21 protein-coding genes are annotated in these 16,939 nt (G+C 71.4%); 8 read left to right on the top strand and 13 right to left on the bottom strand.

The window, feature by feature from the left end:
* Positions 1 to 2: 2 nt before the first annotated feature.
* From AB0383_RS04860 to AB0383_RS04875, 4 genes are all read right to left on the bottom strand, one after another.
* On the bottom strand, positions 3 to 2,438 hold the full coding sequence (locus tag AB0383_RS04860) for a xanthine dehydrogenase family protein molybdopterin-binding subunit (protein WP_366185210.1): 2,436 nt from the start codon (positions 2,436 to 2,438) through the stop codon (positions 3 to 5).
* Positions 2,435 to 2,941, bottom strand: a complete 507-nt coding sequence (locus AB0383_RS04865; protein ID WP_366185212.1) for a (2Fe-2S)-binding protein — start codon at positions 2,939 to 2,941, stop codon at positions 2,435 to 2,437. Before AB0383_RS04865 ends, AB0383_RS04860 begins: the two co-directional genes overlap by 4 nt.
* The gene (locus AB0383_RS04870) at positions 2,934 to 3,827 is read right to left on the bottom strand and encodes an FAD binding domain-containing protein (protein WP_364185939.1); all 894 of its coding nucleotides are present in this window, start codon (positions 3,825 to 3,827) and stop codon (positions 2,934 to 2,936) included. Before AB0383_RS04870 ends, AB0383_RS04865 begins: the two co-directional genes overlap by 8 nt.
* A 235-nt stretch (positions 3,828 to 4,062) precedes the next feature.
* On the bottom strand, positions 4,063 to 5,418 hold the full coding sequence (locus AB0383_RS04875; RefSeq protein WP_366185215.1) for an amidohydrolase family protein: 1,356 nt from the start codon (positions 5,416 to 5,418) through the stop codon (positions 4,063 to 4,065).
* Positions 5,419 to 5,511: 93 nt separating this feature from the next.
* Here AB0383_RS04875 and AB0383_RS04880 point away from each other — a divergent pair, with 93 nt between their 5' ends.
* The 5 genes from AB0383_RS04880 (at position 5,512) to AB0383_RS04900 (ending at position 7,846) form a co-directional block, all read left to right on the top strand.
* Entirely contained in the window at positions 5,512 to 6,393 is an 882-nt protein-coding gene (locus AB0383_RS04880) for a fumarylacetoacetate hydrolase family protein (RefSeq protein WP_366185217.1), read from the top strand.
* A gap of 200 nt (positions 6,394 to 6,593) precedes the next feature.
* Positions 6,594 to 6,779: a hypothetical protein gene (locus AB0383_RS04885; RefSeq protein ID WP_364185943.1), complete on the top strand. Its 186-nt coding sequence runs from the start codon at positions 6,594 to 6,596 to the stop codon at positions 6,777 to 6,779.
* The gene (locus AB0383_RS04890; protein WP_364185944.1) at positions 6,776 to 7,132 is read left to right on the top strand and encodes an SDR family NAD(P)-dependent oxidoreductase; all 357 of its coding nucleotides are present in this window, start codon (positions 6,776 to 6,778) and stop codon (positions 7,130 to 7,132) included. Before AB0383_RS04885 ends, AB0383_RS04890 begins: the two co-directional genes overlap by 4 nt.
* Positions 7,099 to 7,545: an SDR family oxidoreductase gene (locus tag AB0383_RS04895; RefSeq protein ID WP_366185220.1), complete on the top strand. Its 447-nt coding sequence runs from the start codon at positions 7,099 to 7,101 to the stop codon at positions 7,543 to 7,545. Before AB0383_RS04890 ends, AB0383_RS04895 begins: the two co-directional genes overlap by 34 nt.
* Positions 7,546 to 7,678: 133 nt before the next feature.
* A complete protein-coding gene (locus tag AB0383_RS04900; RefSeq protein WP_364185948.1) occupies positions 7,679 to 7,846 on the top strand; it encodes a hypothetical protein in 168 nt (55 codons plus the stop codon).
* An 84-nt stretch (positions 7,847 to 7,930) separates the two neighbouring features.
* Here AB0383_RS04900 and AB0383_RS04905 read toward each other — a convergent pair whose 3' ends face one another.
* Together AB0383_RS04905 and AB0383_RS04910 are read right to left on the bottom strand one after the other, a co-directional pair.
* Positions 7,931 to 8,311 carry a PASTA domain-containing protein gene (locus AB0383_RS04905; protein WP_364185950.1) on the bottom strand — a complete coding sequence of 127 codons (381 nt, stop codon included), beginning with the start codon at positions 8,309 to 8,311 and terminating at the stop codon, positions 7,931 to 7,933.
* A 41-nt stretch (positions 8,312 to 8,352) separates the two neighbouring features.
* Entirely contained in the window at positions 8,353 to 9,270 is a 918-nt protein-coding gene (locus AB0383_RS04910) for a LysR substrate-binding domain-containing protein (protein WP_354874709.1), read from the bottom strand.
* Between the two features lie 97 nt (positions 9,271 to 9,367).
* On the opposite strand from AB0383_RS04910, the gene AB0383_RS04915 reads away from it, so the two are divergent.
* Positions 9,368 to 10,696: an aspartate aminotransferase family protein gene (locus AB0383_RS04915; protein ID WP_366185223.1), complete on the top strand. Its 1,329-nt coding sequence runs from the start codon at positions 9,368 to 9,370 to the stop codon at positions 10,694 to 10,696.
* Between the two features lie 45 nt (positions 10,697 to 10,741).
* Here the strand turns inward: AB0383_RS04915 and AB0383_RS04920 are convergent, their stop codons facing one another.
* The 5 genes from AB0383_RS04920 to AB0383_RS04940 all read right to left on the bottom strand — a co-directional run bounded on the left by AB0383_RS04920 (position 10,742) and on the right by AB0383_RS04940 (position 13,401).
* On the bottom strand, positions 10,742 to 11,638 hold the full coding sequence (locus tag AB0383_RS04920) for a ferritin-like domain-containing protein (protein ID WP_364185954.1): 897 nt from the start codon (positions 11,636 to 11,638) through the stop codon (positions 10,742 to 10,744).
* Positions 11,639 to 11,684: 46 nt separating this feature from the next.
* Positions 11,685 to 12,164: a nitroreductase family deazaflavin-dependent oxidoreductase gene (locus AB0383_RS04925; protein ID WP_364185955.1), complete on the bottom strand. Its 480-nt coding sequence runs from the start codon at positions 12,162 to 12,164 to the stop codon at positions 11,685 to 11,687.
* Between the two features lie 37 nt (positions 12,165 to 12,201).
* Positions 12,202 to 12,732: a hypothetical protein gene (locus tag AB0383_RS04930; protein ID WP_366185225.1), complete on the bottom strand. Its 531-nt coding sequence runs from the start codon at positions 12,730 to 12,732 to the stop codon at positions 12,202 to 12,204.
* Positions 12,733 to 12,979: 247 nt separating this feature from the next.
* Entirely contained in the window at positions 12,980 to 13,189 is a 210-nt protein-coding gene (locus tag AB0383_RS04935; protein ID WP_366185227.1) for a hypothetical protein, read from the bottom strand.
* A 17-nt stretch (positions 13,190 to 13,206) separates the two neighbouring features.
* On the bottom strand, positions 13,207 to 13,401 hold the full coding sequence (locus AB0383_RS04940; protein WP_364185958.1) for a hypothetical protein: 195 nt from the start codon (positions 13,399 to 13,401) through the stop codon (positions 13,207 to 13,209).
* Positions 13,402 to 13,415: 14 nt separating this feature from the next.
* On the opposite strand from AB0383_RS04940, the gene AB0383_RS04945 reads away from it, so the two are divergent.
* Positions 13,416 to 14,141: a hypothetical protein gene (locus AB0383_RS04945; protein WP_366185230.1), complete on the top strand. Its 726-nt coding sequence runs from the start codon at positions 13,416 to 13,418 to the stop codon at positions 14,139 to 14,141.
* A gap of 98 nt (positions 14,142 to 14,239) precedes the next feature.
* On the opposite strand, the gene AB0383_RS04950 is transcribed toward AB0383_RS04945, so the two are convergent.
* Complete coding sequence (locus AB0383_RS04950; RefSeq protein WP_364185962.1) at positions 14,240 to 14,635, bottom strand: hypothetical protein; 396 nt, start codon at positions 14,633 to 14,635, stop codon at positions 14,240 to 14,242.
* A gap of 149 nt (positions 14,636 to 14,784) precedes the next feature.
* On the opposite strand from AB0383_RS04950, the gene AB0383_RS04955 reads away from it, so the two are divergent.
* Positions 14,785 to 16,209, top strand: coding sequence for a lamin tail domain-containing protein (locus AB0383_RS04955; protein WP_366185232.1), 1,425 nt, complete (start codon positions 14,785 to 14,787; stop codon positions 16,207 to 16,209).
* A gap of 55 nt (positions 16,210 to 16,264) precedes the next feature.
* Here AB0383_RS04955 and AB0383_RS04960 read toward each other — a convergent pair whose 3' ends face one another.
* The gene (locus tag AB0383_RS04960; RefSeq protein ID WP_364185965.1) at positions 16,265 to 16,882 is read right to left on the bottom strand and encodes a methyltransferase domain-containing protein; all 618 of its coding nucleotides are present in this window, start codon (positions 16,880 to 16,882) and stop codon (positions 16,265 to 16,267) included.
* Between the last annotated feature and the right edge of the window lie 57 nt (positions 16,883 to 16,939).

Genomic DNA, 16,939 nt, shown 5'->3' on the forward strand with positions numbered 1-16,939 from the left:
GTTCACGAGTGTCCTTTCTCGACAGGCGAGCCGAGGTGCTGGAGAGCCGGTACGGGTGGGGTGTCGGGTGGTTCGGGCCAGTGGTGGCCGTCAGCTTCGTCGAGGGCCCGGACGACGCGTTCGGGGGTGATCGGCTCGTGCCACACCCGCGCGCCCAGCGGGGCCAGCGCGTCGTTCACGGCGTTGTGCACGGCCGCGGGCGCGCCGGCGGCCCCGGCCTCGCCGGCGCCTTTCACGCCCAGCATGGTGATCGGGCTCGGCGTCTCGAGGTGGGTGATGCGCACGTCCGGCAGCTCCGGGCCGGTCGGCATGAGGTAGTCGAGCAGGGTCGAGGTGAGCAGCTGGCCGTTCTCGTCGTAGTACAGCCGCTCAAACAACGCCCCGCCGATGCCCTGCGCGACGCCGCCGCGGATCTGCCCGTCCACGATGTCGGGGTTGATGAGCACCCCGCAGTCCTCGACGCACGCGTAGTCGACGATGTGCACGAGCCCGCTGTCCTCTTCGATCTCGACGACCGCGGCGTGGGCGCCGTTGTTGAAGGTGACGTTGGGGCCGCTGTACTCCCCCACCACCGACAGCCCGATCCGCAGCTCCGGCGGAAGGCGATGAGTGCGGAAGTGCGCGACCTCGGCGAGCTCTTCCACTCCCAAGTGGACGTTCGACGCGCCCGCGACCTGGACCACGCCGTTGCCGATCTCGAGGTCGGCCGGGTCGACCTCGAGCAGGTGCCCGGCGATCGCGAGCAGCCGTTCCTTCACCTCGCGGGCGGCCGAAGCCGCGGCACCACTACTGACCACGGCCGAACGGCTGGCCCACACCCCCGTGCCGTGCGGCACCACCGCCGTGTCGCCGCTGACCACGCTGATCCGGTCGAACGACACCCCGAGGTGGTCGGCCACGACCTGGGCGGCCGTCGTCTGCAGGCCCTGCCCTTGACCGGGCGTGCCGAGGAGCACGGTGACCGAGCCGTCGGCCTCCACGCGGACCTCGACCTGGTCGTGCGCGGTGATCGGGGCGCCGCGCTTGCCGTAGAACATCACGCCGGGCGCGGTGACCTCGACGAAACAGGCGAGCCCGACACCGAGCAGCCGCCCACGTTCGCGCGCTTCGGCCTTGCGCTTGTCGAGGTCCGGCCCGGAGGGGAGCATGGCGAGCAGCTTCTCCAGCGACTCCTGGTGCGAGCCGCTGTCGTAGACCTGACCGGTCACGGAGGTGTAAGGCAATTCCTCGGGCGCGATCAGGTTGCGGCGACGCAGTTCCGCCGGGTCGAGCCCGAGCCGGCGCGCGGTCTCGTCGAGCAGCGTCTCCATCGCGAGGATGGCGACGGGGTGCCCGACGCCGCGGTACACCGCGAGCGGCGCCTTGTTCGTGATGGCGACGCGCAAGTGTCCCGAGTAGACGGGGATCCGGTAGGGACCGGGCATGATCGTGGCGACCTGAATGCCTTCGGTGACCATGCTGCGCGGATAGACGGAGTAGGCGCCGCCGTCGCTCACGACCTCCGAACGCAGGCCGAGGATCCGGCCGTCGGCCGCGACGGCCAGCGCGGCGGACACCCGCTCGTCGCGCGCCTGCGTGTCCGACTGCAGTGATTCGACGCGGTCCTGGATCCACTTCACCGGGCGGCGCAGCAGAATGCTGGCCGCGCACGTGGCGACCTCGTCGGAGTACACGTGCGCCTTCATGCCGAACGCGCCGCCGACCTCGTCGGTGAGCACGCGGATGTTGCTCTCGCGCAGGCCGAGCAGCTCGGCGAACACCGACTGCAGCATGTGCGGCGCCTGCGTGGACAGCCGCACGGTGAGCGACTTCGCCGACGGGTCGAACTCGGCGACGACACCGCGGGGCTCCAGCGCGACGGCCGTGTGGCGCGCGGTGCTGATGCCGGTCTCCACGATCACGGCGGCCTCGGCGAAGGCCGCTTCGACGTCACCGGTGCCGAAGGTGCCTTCGAAGGCGAGGTTGGACGGCAGCTCGTCGTGCACTTTCGCCGCCGACGCGTCGAGGGCGGCGATGGAGTCGACGACCGGGTCGAGCTCCTCGTAGTCGAGGGTGACCAGCTCCAGCGCGTCCTCCGCGACGGCGCGGCTTTCGGCTACGACCATCACCACTGGCTCGCCGACGTAGTGCATCTTGCCGGTGGCCAGGGGCCGCTGGTCGCCGCCGACCAGGCCCGGCCAGTCGAGCAGGCCCTTCCACGAGCGGCACATCGGGTTGAAGTCGTCCGCCGTGAAGACGGCGGCCACGCCCGGTGCCTGCTTTGCGGCCTCGACGTCGATCGCCGTGATCAGCGCGTGCGCGACCGGGGCGCGGACGAACGCGGCGTGCAGGCAGCGGGCCGGGGTGACGTCGTCGGCGTAGCGGCCGCGGCCGAGCAGGATCTTCGGGTCCTCCACGCGCTTGACGCGGCGGCCGACCCAGCCTTCGGTGATGCTCACGCCCGCGCCTCCCGCACCTGCTCGGCGTATTCGGCGATCGCGGTCACGATCGGCGCGTACCCGGTGCAGCGGCACAGGTTGCCGGACAGCCGCCCGCGGATCTCGTCGCGGGAGAGGTCCGGGTTCTCCTCGACGGCGGTGACGGCGGCCATCAGGAAACCCGGCGTGCAGAAGCCACACTGCAGCGCCTGGTGCTCCCAGAACTTCTGCTGCAGCGGGTGCAGCACGTCCTCGGCGCCGGCCGTCTCGCCGAGTCCTTCGACGGTGTCCACTGTGGATCCGTGTGCCTGCACGGCGAGGGTGAGGCAGCTGCGCACAGCCGTGCCGTCGAGCCGGACAGTGCAGGCCCCGCAGACGCCGTGCTCGCAGCCGAGGTGCGTGCCGGTGAGACCCAGGTCGTGGCGCAGGAAATCGGCGAGCGTGGTCCGCGGCGTGGTGCGCGCCGACTCGGGTTTCCCGTTCACCGTGATGGAAATCTGCGTTGGCTCGTGGGCGTCAAGCACGGGCACTCTCCACTTCGGACTGGCTGCGGGCGGCGGCTTCGGCGAGCGAGCGGGCGACGAGCCGGGTGCCCGCACGGCGGCGGTAGGTCACGGAACCGTGGATGTCGCCGACGACGTCGATCTCATCGAACGCCCGCGCCGCGGCTTCGGCGACCACGGCGTCGTCGAGGACCTCACCGGTCAGGATCTCCTCGGCGGTGCCGGCGCGGCGCGGGGTGCCGGCGATGCCGAACAGGGCGATCCGCGCGCCGGTGCAGCGCCCGGCGGAATCGGTGTCCAGCACGGAGATCACGCCGACGAGGGCGAAGTCGCCGCTGCGGCGGGTGATCTCGCGGATCGACCAGCCGGCCGTCGCGGGCACGATCGGCAGCTCGGCTCCGGCGACGACCTCACCGTCGTCCAGCGCGGTCAGGTAGGGGCCGAGGAAGAAGTCGCGCGCGGCGATCCTGCGCCGCCGCCCGGCGCCGGCGACGCGCACGGACCCGCCGAGCGCGAGCAGCAACGCGGGCAGCTCGGCCGCGGGGTCGGCGTGAGCGAGCGAGCCGCAGACCGTGCCGCGGTTGCGGATCTCGGGGTGCCCGACCTGCGCGAGGCTTTCGGCGACCAGCGGGTGGCGGCGGCGCGTCTCGGGGTCGGTCTCGAGCGCGCGCGTGGTGACCGCGGCCGACACGACGAGGCCGTCGGTGTCGCGGAAGGCGTGGCCCTGCAGGTCTTTCGCCGTGGTGATGTCGACGAGCACCGAAGGGTTCGACATGCGCAGCGCCATCACCGGAAGGAGGCTTTGCCCACCGCCGAGCACCCGCGCGTCGGGGCCGTGCTCGGCCAGCACCGCCACCGCGTCGCCCAGCGATTCGGCCCGGTGGTAGCCGAAAGCAGGCAGTTTCACCGATTCGCCCCTCTTGGTCGTCCTGGCCAGTGTTCGAAATGCTGAACACCGTTCGATTTGCAGAACGAGTCTCTGAAGAGCCGGGGCGGATGTCAAGTCGAGCGCGACCGGCGGCGCTCCCCGCGATCCGAGTCGCCGAACCCGGATCAGGCGGAATCGGGCACCGTCGCCCGCCCCGGCTACGACCGTGCCCTGCGGGATCTGGTCGCGACGTTGAGCGACCCCGGCTGAGGACCTACGGTCTGCGGCCTGACGCCGAGATCATCGGGGAAGTCGCCAGGTCGAGGCGCCCCGAGGTGACGTTGGCGAGGTGGCGGTCGATGTCGGCGGCCGTGGCCAGGCCGGCGGTGAGCAGGCTGTCGCGGATCTGGCGGACCGTCGCGGCTTCCAGGGCGGTGCAGGCCGGGGAGGCGATCGGGAAGTACGCGTCGGCGGTGACGTCGGTGAGGCCGGCTTCGCGCAGGACGCGCGGGAGGGTGCGGCCGTAGGCGAGGTCGGCGCCGCGCGAGGCGAGCAGCTCGCGGAAGGCGCGGCGGAGGCGGTTGGCCAGCGCCTCGTCCGGCCCCTGTTCGTCGAGGCAGATCAGGGGTTGCAGGGCCGGGTCGGCGTCTTCGAGCAGCAGGCGGCCGCCGGGGCGCAGGGCGGCGACCAGGGTGCGCAGGGCGCGTTCGCGGTCGGGCACGTGGACCAGGACCAGGCGGGCGTGGACGAGGTCGAAGCCGCCGGGCGGGGGTGCGTCGAGGCCGATGTCGTGGCGGCGGATCTCCACGACGTCGCTCGCGGTGGTGGCGGCCCAGGAGGTGTCGAGGTCGGTGGCCAGCACGTGGCCGCCGGGGCCGACGCGGTCGGCGAGCCAGCTCACCACCGAGGGGCCGCCGGCGCCGACTTCCCAGCACCGCCAGCCCGGGGCGACGCCGAGATCGTCGAAGTGCCGGAAGGTCGACGCGTCGAAGAGCGAGCTGAGCGCGTCGAAGCGCGAGCCCGCTTCCGGTTGGGCGTTGTCGAGAAGGTAGCCCTCGTCCGGGGAGGTCATGGCGGTGATTGTGCAACACGCGACAGGCCGTCGACCCGCTCCGCCGTGCCACCGAACACAAAAGAGCGTTCGGCCGCCGTCAGGTGCGCGGTGAGGACGTCGGCGGCGGAATGGACCTGGCCGTAGGTGCCCGCGAGCAAGCACACCGGCCAGTTCGGAGCCGAACACCAGCCGCGACGGGCCGAACGAGGCCAGTGCGACGTCGGCGTAGGGACGCAAGTCCGCGACTGTCCACTGTGGCCACGAGGCTTCCGTGACCAGACCCGAGAGTTTGGCCACGACGTTGGGCTCACTCGCCAGCGAACGCAAGCGAGAAGCCCACGGCTCCACCTCCCCCGACGCGATCGGCGGCTTGCCCAGGTGGTCGAGCACGAAGGTCAGCTCCGGCAAGGCCCGCACGGTCTCGAGCGCCGCGGCGAACTGGACCGGCCGGATCAGCAGGTCGAACGTCAGGCCCGCGGCGGCGACGGCGCGTAGGCCGGCGCGGACGTCCGGCCGGCACAGCCACCGCGGGTCAAGCGTCAGCACCGCGACCCGGCCCGTGACCACACGGTCCACTTCGGACATCTTGCGCCGGACCCGCTGCCGTGTCTAGGTTCCCCCTCGGCCCCGGAACGGGCCGCAGAATCCCCACGAGGATCGAGGTCAGCCGTGCTCATCGTTCGTTTTCTTTACCCGGGCGGAACCCACCCGGCCGTCGGCGTCCGCACCGCGGACACCGTCCTCGAGCTGCCGGTGACGTCCATCGGCGAGCTGCTCGCCCTGCCGCTGCCCGAGCTGCGGGACCTGTGCGCCGGCGCGAACGGCCCGGCGCACGACGCCGCCGGCGTCCGGTTCCTGCCGCCCGTCGACCGGCGCACCGAGGTCTGGGCGGCGGGCGTGACCTACCAGCGCTCGCGCGAAGCGCGGATCACCGAAAGCGAGCGCGCCGCCGACGTCTACGACCTCGTGTACGGGGCCCCGCGGCCCGAGCTGTTCTTCAAGTCCGCCGCCTGGCGCGTGACCGGCGACGGCGAGTCCGTGGCCATCCGCACCGACTCCGGCATCGACGTGCCGGAGCCGGAGCTCGGGCTCGTCGTCAACTCCCGCGCCGAGGTCGTCGGGTACACAGTCGTCAACGACATGAGCTCGCGCAGCATCGAAGGCGTCAACCCGCTCTACCTCCCCCAGGCCAAGATCTACCTGGGCGGCTGCGCCGTCGGCCCCGGAATCCGGCCCGCCTGGGAGGTGACCGACGCGACGAACCTCCCGATCGAGTTGGAGATCCACCGCGCCGGCGCCCTCGTGTGGTCCGGCGCCACCAGCACCTCGTTGCTGCGCCGCACGTTCGACGAGCTGGTGGGGTACCTCTTCCGCGCCGACGTGTTCCCCGACGGCGTGGTGCTCGCCACCGGCACCGCGCTGGTGCCGGACCTGCCGTTCACTCTCGCCGCCGGCGACCGGGTCGCGATCACCGTCGGCGAGGTCGGCACCCTGACGAGCACCGTGGTGTCCGGAAAGGACGAGGTGGCGAAGCTGCTCGAAGCCCGGTGAGCCGAGTGGGGCCGGGATCGCCCGGCCCCAGCGGGGTCACTTCGTGCGCGACACCGTGGCCGGCGGCCGCGGGTACGGGAGCGCCGCGGTCACGCCGATCTTGTCGTGCTGCATTAGCGAGGTGTCGAACCCGTCCGCCCAGTTGGCGTTGGTCACCGTGTTGCACTGGTAGCTCTGGTACTTGTCGTCGGTGACCTATCGTGATCGCGAACGAGTTCGTCGACGTCGTGGTCCGCAAAGTGCAGGCACGCAACGGGATGCGCCTGGACATCTGGTCTCCGCGCCGGGGTTCGCGGGTGCAGCTGGACGCGGTGGCGCTCGACTGCCTCAGCTTCCAGGAACCGGAGCTGATCTCCGCGCTGCTGGAACGGCGGCCCGCGCCGTGAGCCTGCGCGGGCTGAGCATCCTCGTCAGCGGTGGCGGCTCCGGCATCGGCCGGGCCGCCACCCTGGCCTACCTGCGCGAAGGCGCCACCGTCACCGTGGTTGAGCGCTCGGCCGAGCACGCCGCCGCACTGCGGGCCGACGCCGGGTCGCTGCCGCTGACCGTGGTCGAAGGCGACGCGACGTCACCCGAGGTGCTCGCGTCGGCGGTGCGCACCGCTGGCCGCGTCGACCAGCTGACGTGCTGCGTCGGCGTGTTCGACCACTACGCGTCGGTTCGCGAGCTGCCGGTCGCGGATCTCGTCGCCGCGGCCGAGGAGACGTGGCGGACCAACGTGCTGGGCGCGTGGCCGTGAACGCGGCCTGGCCCGCGCTGCGCGACGCGCGCGGGTCCGTGACGCTGACGTTGTCGAAGTCCGCGTTCCACCCCGTCGGCGGCGGAGTGCTCTACGGCAGCTCGAAGTGGGCGCTGCGCGGGGTCGTGCAGCACCTGTCGGTGGACCTGGCACCGGCCGTGCGCGTCAACGGCGTCGCGCCGGGCGGCACCTCGGGCACGCGCTTCTCGGGCCTCACCGCACTCGGTGGCGCGGAGTCCACTGTGGAGCGCCGCGCGGGCCGTTCCGAACGCATCGCGGCCGGCACGCTGCTCAAGACCACCGCCGCGCCGGAAGACCACGCGGGGGCGTTCGTGTACCTCGCCGACCCGGTCGCCGCACGCGTGGTGACCGGCGTGGTGATCAACACCGACGGCGGGCGAGCGCCCTGTTGACAAGATTGTCGACGAGATTGTGACCGTCGTGCACACCTGGTTCCCGGACCTCCCGGCCCACCACCGAGACAGGTGCGGCATCACGCCCGCGCTGTCAGAGTGGATCATGTCCGGATGAGAGGGGCTGAACGGCATGAGCGACCACCGAGGCGCGGTGAACCGGTGGTGGCGCGCCAAATCGGGCGTTTTGCCGCCGCGCCGGACCCGGCGACCGGCGCCGTTCGTCGTCGGCCTCCGCCGCACGTCCCCGGCGTGGTCGACCCGCCTCGACGAGGTGCTCGAGTTCAACGCGAGCCACTGAGCCCTTCGGGGCAACGACTCCCGCGCGCCCGCCCGGGGAGGGAACGGGCGCGCGGGTCCCGGGCAGCCGCGCCGACGGCCGCGTTCAGCACTTGTCGGCGTAGAGGGTGATCACCGTGCCGGCGGAGACCCCGGTGCCGGGCTTGGGGTCCTGACCCGTCTGGCACCAGTCGCGGTCCAGGATCATGGCGCGGTGCCGGCCGGAGGAGTCCACTTCGCGCAAGTTGTAGAGACCGGCAGCCTGCATCTTGTCCTGGGCGTCCTGGTGGTTCATGCCGGACACGTCGGGGACGGTGATCTTGGCGGACGTCGTGGTCTCGGAAGTCGCCGATTCGGAGGTCTTCGTCCCGGACGCCGCGGTTTCGGACGTCGTGGTCGAAGTGCCGCGGGTGCCGGGCTGGGCGCCGCAGGCCGTGGCGAGCAGAACGACGGCCCCCGCGAGGGCGGCTTTCCCGAGCTGGTTCACGATCCGTGGCCTTCCTCGTGGGTGCGCCTGCTGACCCAGCGTCACACATCCTCACCCGGCGCACCCGCCGAAACCGGCGGAGTCCTCCGCACCGCGTCCAGCACCACCTGCACCGCCGCGCGCTGCGGTGAGCCCCGGCGGACGGCGGCGGTGATCGTCCGCGTCACCGGCGATGCGAGCTCGCGCGTCGTCACGCGGTAGCGGGGATCGACGGCCAGGCCGGGGAGCAGAGTGATCGACAAGCCGGCCTCGACGTGCTGCAGGGCCAGCATGTAGTTGCTGAAGCGGCACACCGCGCGCGGTTCGAAGCCCGACTGCCGGCACAGGCGCAGCGTCAGGTTGGCCATGTAGGACTGCGGCAGGTCCAGCGACCACGCTTCGTCCGCGAAGGCCGCCAGGTCGACGGCGCCGCGGCGGGTCGCGGGGTGGTCCGGGGGCATGACCAGCACGATCGGGTCGGTCGCGAGCGGCACGAGGTCCACGTCGGGGTCCAGCGGCTGCTCGACGAAGTCCGTGGTCGTGATGATGAGGTCGGCGTCGCCCACGCGCAGGGCGGGCATGCTCTCGTGGGGTTCCAGCTGCAGCACCTCGACCTGCAGGTCCGGGTGCGCCGCGGCCAACCGGGTCACGGCGGGCACGGCGAGGGTGTGGACGGCGCTCTGGAACGCGCCCAGCCGCACCAGACCGGCGGGTTCGTCGCCGAGGCCGCGCAGCTCCGCCTCGACCGTGTCCATGTGATCGAGGATCGCCCGGGCGCGGCGCGCGAGAATCAGCCCGGCCGGGGTGAGGCGGACGTGCCGGCCGGTGCGTTCCAGCAGCTTGGTGCGGGTCTCGGTCTCCAGCACGGCGAGCTGCTGCGACACGCTCGACGCGCTCAGGTTCGACGCGCTCGCCACCGCGCGGATGGTGCCCAGGGTGTCGAGCCGGCTCAGCAAGCGCAGGCGCCACGGGTTCAGCACTGCTTTAGTGTGCACGGTCGTTGTGCGGCTCAGCCGAACAGAACGTCCGGAATTGTGAGCTGGACGTGTCGCTCGGCGCGGACTTACCGTCGGGGACATGGCTGCTCCGACCACTGTCCCGTTGTCCGCCGACACGTTCTGGACCGACGCCGAAGCCCACCTCGTGCGCTACGGCGGCGCGTTCACCCGCGAGATCATCGAACGCGCCGTCGGGAGCTTCCTCTACACCGCCGACGGCCGCAAGATCCTCGACTTCACCTCCGGACAGATGAGCGCGATCCTCGGCCACTCGCACCCCGAGATAGTCGAGACCGTGCGCCGCCAGATCGGCACGCTCGACCACCTGTTCAGCGGCATGCTGAGCCGCCCCGTCGTCGACCTGGCCCGGCGGCTGGCCGAGACGCTGCCGGCGCCGCTCGAGAAGGCACTGCTGCTGACCACCGGCGCCGAGTCCAACGCGGCCGCGATCCGCATGGCCAAACTCGTCACGGGCCGGCACGAGATCGTGTCGTTCGCGCGTTCGTGGCACGGCATGACACAGGCCGCCGCGTCCGCGACCTACAGCGCCGGTCGCAAGGGCTACGGCCCCGCGACGCCCGGCAACTTCGCCATACCCGCACCCAACACCTACCGCCCCGACTTCACGCACACCGACGGCACGCTCGATTGGCGCCGGCAGCTCGACTTCTCGTTCGACCTGGTCGACGCACAGTCCGTCGGGAGTCTCGCCGCCTGCCTCGTGGAACCGATCCTCAGCTCCGGCGGGATCATCGAGCCGCCGCCGGGGTATTTCGCCGCGGTGCGCGAAAAGTGCCGCGAACGCGGGATGCTGCTGATCCTCGACGAGGCGCAGACCGGCCTGTGCCGCACCGGAACGTGGTACGCCTTCGAGCGCGACGGTGTGGTACCCGACATCCTGACGGTGTCCAAGACGCTCGGCGCCGGCCTGCCGCTCGCGGCCGTGCTGACCAGCGCGGAGATCGAGCAGGAGGCCCACGAGCGCGGGTTCCTGTTCTTCACCACGCACGTCTCGGACCCGCTGCCGGCGGCCGTCGGCAACACCGTGCTCGACGTGCTGATGCGCGACCGGCTCGACGAACGCGCCCGCACGCTCGGCGCGTTCCTCCGAAGCGGGCTCGAGGAGATCGCCGAGCGCCACGAGGTCGTCGGCGACATCCGCGGCCGTGGGCTGCTGGCGGGGCTGGAGCTCGTGGTGGATCGCGCCACCAAGGAAAGCTCCGACGCGCTGGGCGCGCTTGTCACGCGGCGCTGCCTGGAACTGGGGCTGCACATGAACATCGTGCAGCTGCCGGGCATGGGCGGCGTCTTCCGGATCGCGCCGCCGCTGACGGCGACCGAGGAGGAGCTCTCGCTCGGACTGTCCATTCTGGACGAATCCATCGGCGACGCGCGGAAGGCGTTGTAGGGCCGCGTGAGTGCCGATTCGCCGCCGGCACTCACGCCGTCCGCCTTACGACCGCTGCTCCGGCGGCACGTACTCGAACGTCGGCCCCGCCGTCGTTTTCCCGTCGCCTGAGGGCATCTTCATGAGCGCCTGCGCCTGCGCCTTCAGCCGGAACATCACGCCGACGGTCGCGCCCAGCCCGCCCGGGTTGCCCGTGAACGCGTCTTCCACCAGGTAGAGCAACATGCAGTAGGTGTTGTCGAACTCCACCTGCGCCCGGCGGATCGGGCTGTCCTCGGGGAAGTCGGCCGTGCTGGGGTTGCGGCGCATGGGCAGCACACCGTCGAGGTCGACCTTGATCTCCTCGCCCGTCGGACCGCTGCGCGGGGTGTCGCCCCCGGCGTAGCGGCGACCGTTCTTGAGCTCCTGGAAGCGGTAGAAGTGGGCGACCTCGTCGCGTTCAGGGTGGAAGACGTCGCGGTCGCCGTCCCACACCTGCGTGCGCGCGGCACCTTCGCCCTGCTCCACGATCTCCGAGAGCGCGGCCAGCGCGGAACCCAGGCCGTGCACCGTAATCACGCTGCCGCCCCCGCTGCGGAGATGCATCTCGCCGATCTGGCGCTTCCGGTCGCCGGAGAACACGGCCTCCTCCCCCAGCTCCTCGCGCAGTTCTTTCAGCCCCGCCCGCACGGCGGCGTAGAACTGCCCGATCGTCCGGTACCCCTCGGCCTGCGGCGGCGCGTCGGCCGACTCGGGCTGGTCGTCGAGCGTCTGGCCGAGCAGCGACCGGCCGTTGGCCCGCAGCACCGGCTGCGCGCCCGCGAACTCGATCAGCCGCGCGCCAGCCTCGGCCGACGCGACGTCGAGATGTGGGTGAAGAACCGGCCGGCCCGTTCCGTGAAACTTACCGTGGACGGCAACACTCTCGAAATCACGCGCCTCTCCCGGTCGAACGAAGATCACCTCGTCGGGAGTTCCTGTCGCGGCGTCGAAGGCCGTGACGGCGGCCTCAGTGTGACGCCGGCAGGAACGCCACGCCGTGCACCCGTTCCACGGCCCCCGTCCACAAGGGATCCGCCGGGTGGGCCGGAAACCCCAGCCGGGGACCGATCTTCGCCCACGCCCGGGGATGTGCGCGCCGGTACTCGCGCAGGACCTCGTCCAGCTCGTCGCCGTCGAGGAAGCGCCGGCGCGGCTGCCGCCACAGGTAGGCGCCGCACCTCACCTCGATCGCCGGCGCGGCGCGGAGGTTGCGGTACCACTGCGGCACCCCGCCCCACGCTGCGATCACCACCAGCTCCGGCACGTCCGGCCGGTGCCGCACCACCTCGACCACCACCTCGCGGGGCGCGCCCGACTTGCGCCCGCGGTGGACGAGGTAGAGCAGCCGGTGCCCGAAGATCCTCCCGAAGCCCCGGCGGTGCCACGGGATCGGCGCGCGAAGGAACCACCTCAGCAGCCCCGTCGGCGGGCGGTCGGTCACGGGCATCGCCGGCTCCTCTCGGCCGACCTGGTGCCGGCCGTGGTCACCATCGTGGCACCGGCCGCACACCGCGGCGCTGCGAGACGGCGAGCACGAGGATTCCGATCGCCACGGCCAGCCAGGGCAGTCCCCGCAAGGCGAACGCCCGCAGGGTGTCCGGGCCGGCCATGCGCAGCAGGTACACGTCGACCTCCGGCAGGACCGTCGCCGCGAACAGCTCCACGATGGCCAGCGCGCTGCCGACGATCAAGCACATCCTCGCAGCCGGCCGGCTCCGCAAGGCCCCGACCGCGCCGGCCAGCAGGACCCCCGTCACGCCCAGATTGAGCACGACGGTCGCCCCGCCCGAAACGATCTCCTCGTGGACGATGGCGATGATCCCGCACATCGCCCCGATGAACGCCGCGATGCCGCAGACGATCGCCAGGACCGCGGCTGCCACCGCGGTCCCGTCGGCCGGAATTTGGTGGGCCGGAGTGTGGTGGGCCGGAGTGTGGTGGGCCGGCCCGGCCGGAAACTGCTGCCCGGGATACTGCGGATACATCATGTCCTCCCCTTCGCGCTGCTCGGGCATCGTGCCAGGCGACGGCCCCGGCCGCGCAAAACGCCTTGAGTCCCACCGATCGGGGTCGGCCGGCACCGGCTCAGCCGCACAGTGCCAGGCCTTCTTCAGCTGGTCGAGGGTGAGCCCTCCGGCCGCCGGGATGGTGATGTCCTCGAGGCGGGGAAAGGCACTGAAAGTCTCTTCGCGCTCGACCGCGGCCGGAGGGTGTCCCAGGCAAGCAGCTCGCCGTGATCGTCGAACACTTCGACGAACCAGCTCATGCCCAGCTCGGAAGGGCCTGTGCGGCGCGGGGTTCGATCCGCGTCCCGCGCGGGACGGTGACCGACAGGAGGTCACCGGGGGCGTCGAGTTCGAGGCGGTGCCACCGTCCACACGGGACGGTCGCCGCGGTACCCGGGGTGAGCGTGGCCGGGGTGTCGTCGTCGCGGAGGTACAGGAAGGAGGTGAACAGTTCGATCGGGGTCATGGGTTTCCTTTCAGGAATCAGTCGGCGAGGCCGCGGCGGAGGGCGGCGGCGAGTTCGGCGATCTGGCGCTGCGACACCTCGGCGGACAGGATCGCCTGCGAGCCGTGGAAGGTGACGGGCCAATGAAAAAACTTGCGGAACCGGTGAACCGCACGGGATCCGGCAGCCGTGTCCTCGTCGAGTCGCCCGGACGAACCGGGTGACAAGGACAACGGGGAGTGTTCTCATGTTCCGCAAGCAGGCGATGTTCCTGGCCGCTTTCGTCGCGGCGGGTGCCGCGGTGCTGTCCGCGTGCGGCGCGGGCAGCGACAGCGCGACGACTGCGCCGGCGGGGGCCGACAACCTGCGTGCCGCCGCGGCCGCGCCGGCTGCCGCGCTGACCGCGACCAGCGCGATCCTCTTCGACGACGCCGCGTTCTCCGACAACGGCGCCTCCCAGGGCATCTCCGGCAAGGGCTGCCAGACGCTGGCCCGCCCGAAGGTCACCTCGTCGCTGACCACGACCGGCACGCTGAAGCTCTGGAGCGGCGCGAACTGCACCGGCAAGTCGATCGCGGTCACCGGCAACGTGAGCAACCTCGCGAAGCTCGGCTTCGACAACAAGACCGTGTCGGTGAAGCTGGCCGGCGACGACAACGGCGGCAACAACAACGGGGGCGGCAACGGCGGGAACAACGGGGGCGCCGACAACGCCAACCTCACCTCCACTTTCGCCCTCCTCGACAGCGGCAAGAACTTCTCCGAGCCCGACGGCTCCCAGGTCGCCAGTGACAAGGGCTGCAACGAGGTCCGCAACCCCGACCTCGTCCGCTCCATCGACGCCGACGGCACGTACAAGATCTGGACCGGCGCCGGCTGCACCGGCAAGTCGATGCTGATCACGGGCGACGCGCCCGACCTCGAGAAGATCGGCTTCGACCGCCAGGTCGCCTCGATCCGCCTCGCCGGCTGACGCGGCGAGCACACCGCCACAAGCACAGACAGCGACAGACAACAGCGTCACCAAGGGATCCCGGAACCCCGGGGTCCCTTCGGCGTTTCCCCGAAACGTCAGGAAAGCACCGCGTCGTACTGCGCACGCGAGAAGCGAAACGGCCCCAGCCCGGCGTAGCGCTCGCGGAACACCTCGGGGTCGTAGTCCGTCTGCCAGCCGAAGTCGCGCCACACGACCTCGTCGGCGGTCCGTTCGAGGACCACCGTCACGCCGCCGCAGCCGAGATCACCGCATTCCGGGCAGACGAAGAGCGGCACGCGACCGTCGGGCAGCGCGTCGGCGCCGAGATCGGCGGGCGCGACCGCGATGACGTCGTCGCCGAGAGAACGCAGCGACTCACCGAGCCGGGCGCCGTCGATCTCGAAGTCGAGGTACTCGCGGCGCGTCCGAATGCCACCGGTGGGGAATACCTCACCCGGGCGTACCGAGCGGACCAGACGGAGCACGTTCACGCGCCGAGGTAACCACACCGTGGAACGACGAGCCACCGAGTTCGCGCGTTCGTCCAGCGTTCACACCGTGATCATCCGCGGGAGGGCGCGTGTTCGGCCCGGGTCGGAACTGTCGGGTGGCCCTGTTCCCCGACCTCAGGACGGATTCCGTGACCGATTCACGCGTTCGCCGGTGGCACCGCAGCCTCCGTCGTCCCCTCCTCGCCGTCGCCGGCCCCGTGCTGGTCCTCGGTGCGCTCACCGCGCCCGCGGCCAGTGCGGCGCCCGCCGACGATGTCCGGATCAACGAGGTGGTGACGACCGGCGACGTCAACGACTCGATCGAGCTCTACAACAAGAGCACCGCGACCGTCGACGTCTCGGGGTGGATCCTCAAGGACGACGACAACGGCTCGAAGTACAAGATCGCCTCGGGCACGACGCTGGCGCCGGGCGCGTTCCGCGCGTTCGACGTGCACGACGAGTTCGGTCTCGGCTCCGAGGACGAGGCACGCCTGTACCTCGCGAACGGCAGCACGCTCGTCGACAGCTTCAGCTGGGACGACCACTCCGACCCGTCGTGGTCGCGCTGCCCTGACGGCACGGGCTCGTTCCGCCAGGCGTCCGCGCTGACGCTGAGCGGGCCGAACGCCTGCGGCGGCTCGGGCCAGGGCACGTCGCCGGTCGCCTGGCCCGGCAGCGGTTCAGTGTCCACGGCCGACGCGTCCAACGTCTTCGGCGAAGACCTTTCCGGTCTGTACCAAGAGGGCAGCGTGCTGTGGGCGGCCCAGAACTCCGGGAAGCTGTGGCGCTTGGTGTCCAACGGCTCGGGCGGGTGGAAGCCGGACACCGCGTCCGGCTGGTCCTCGGGCAAGAAGCTGCACTTCCCGAACGGCTCCGGGACACCCGACGACGAGGGCGTCACGGTCACCGGCTCGGGCTCTTCGGGCGGCGTGTTCGTGGCCACCGAGCGCGACGACGACAAGTCCGGCACCAGCCGCCTTTCGGTGCTGCGCTACGACGTCAGCGGCTCGGCGACCTCGCTGAACGCGGCGAAGGAGTGGAACCTGACGTCGGACCTGCCGTCCGTCGATTCCAACTCGGGCTTCGAGGGCGTCACCTGGGTGCCGGACGCCTCGCTCACCGCGGCGGGCTTCAAGGACTCCTCCACGGGTGCGGCCTACTCCCCCAGCCACTACGGCTCCCACACCGGCGGCGTCTTCTTCGTCGGCGTCGAGGGCACGGGCATGATCTACGGCTACGTCCTACAGGATTCCGGCGCGTTCACCCGCGTGGCGTCCTTCAGCAGCGGCATGGACGGCGTGATGGAGCTCCAGTGGGAACCGCAGGCCTCCCGCCTGTGGGCGGTCTGCGACGACACGTGCGACGGGCAGCACCGCACGTTCCAGGTGTCGTCGGGCTCCTTCACGACGACGGCGGTGTACCAGCGCCCGAGCGGGATGTCGAACTACAACAACGAGGGCTTCTCCGTCGCCCCCGCGAGCGAGTGCTCGGGCGGCGCGAAGCCGGTGTACTGGTCCGACGACAGCAATGACGGCGGGCACGCGTTGCGCAAGGGCAGCATCAGCTGCTGAGGTTTGTGCTTGATCGGTGGTCCCGGCCGTGGGTTGGCCGGGATCACCGTCGTGTTCAGACCGGCTTCCGGGCCGCGAGCCGTTCCACGGTTCCGAGTTTGAGTCGCTCGGCCCGGGTGATCTCGAAGCCGGCCTCGGCGACGAGCGGCAGGGGACGGCGGGTCTGGTGGTCGCCGATCTGGCGGAGGGTGACGCGTTCCAGGAGGCGCTGGGCCCAGCGCAGCGGGCGGTGGTGGCTGCCGATGTGGTCGAGCAGCAACAGCACGCCGCCGGGGCGCAGGACGCGGTGCATCTCGGCGATAGCCGCGCGGTCGTCCGGGAAGCCGCAGAGACCGAGGGTGCAGACGACAGTGTCGAAGCCCTCGTCGGGGAACGGGAGTGCTTCGGCGTTCCCCTGCCGCAGCGTGACGGGCCGGCCGAGGCCGTCGGCACGGCGCTTCGCCAGCTCCAGCATGGCGGGGCTGAGGTCGAGACCGGTCACGCGGGCGTCGGGCGGGTAGCGGCCGAGGTTCAGTCCGGTGCCGACGGCGACCTCCAGTACCTCGCCGCGTGCCTGCGCGCAAACCCATTCGCGGCCGCCGCCGAACTGGACGCGTTCGAGGAAGCCGATGCTGCGGTCGTACCGCGGGGCGTACTTGTCCCATTGGGCCCGGAGCCAGGCGGGGTCGGTCATCGGCTCAGGTCCGCGACGGGCAGGCCCATGGCCGCGGCAGATTGGCTCAGTACGGCG

This window comes from Amycolatopsis sp. NPDC051373 (assembly GCF_040689465.1).
Classification (GTDB): Bacteria; Actinomycetota; Actinomycetes; order Mycobacteriales; family Pseudonocardiaceae; genus Amycolatopsis.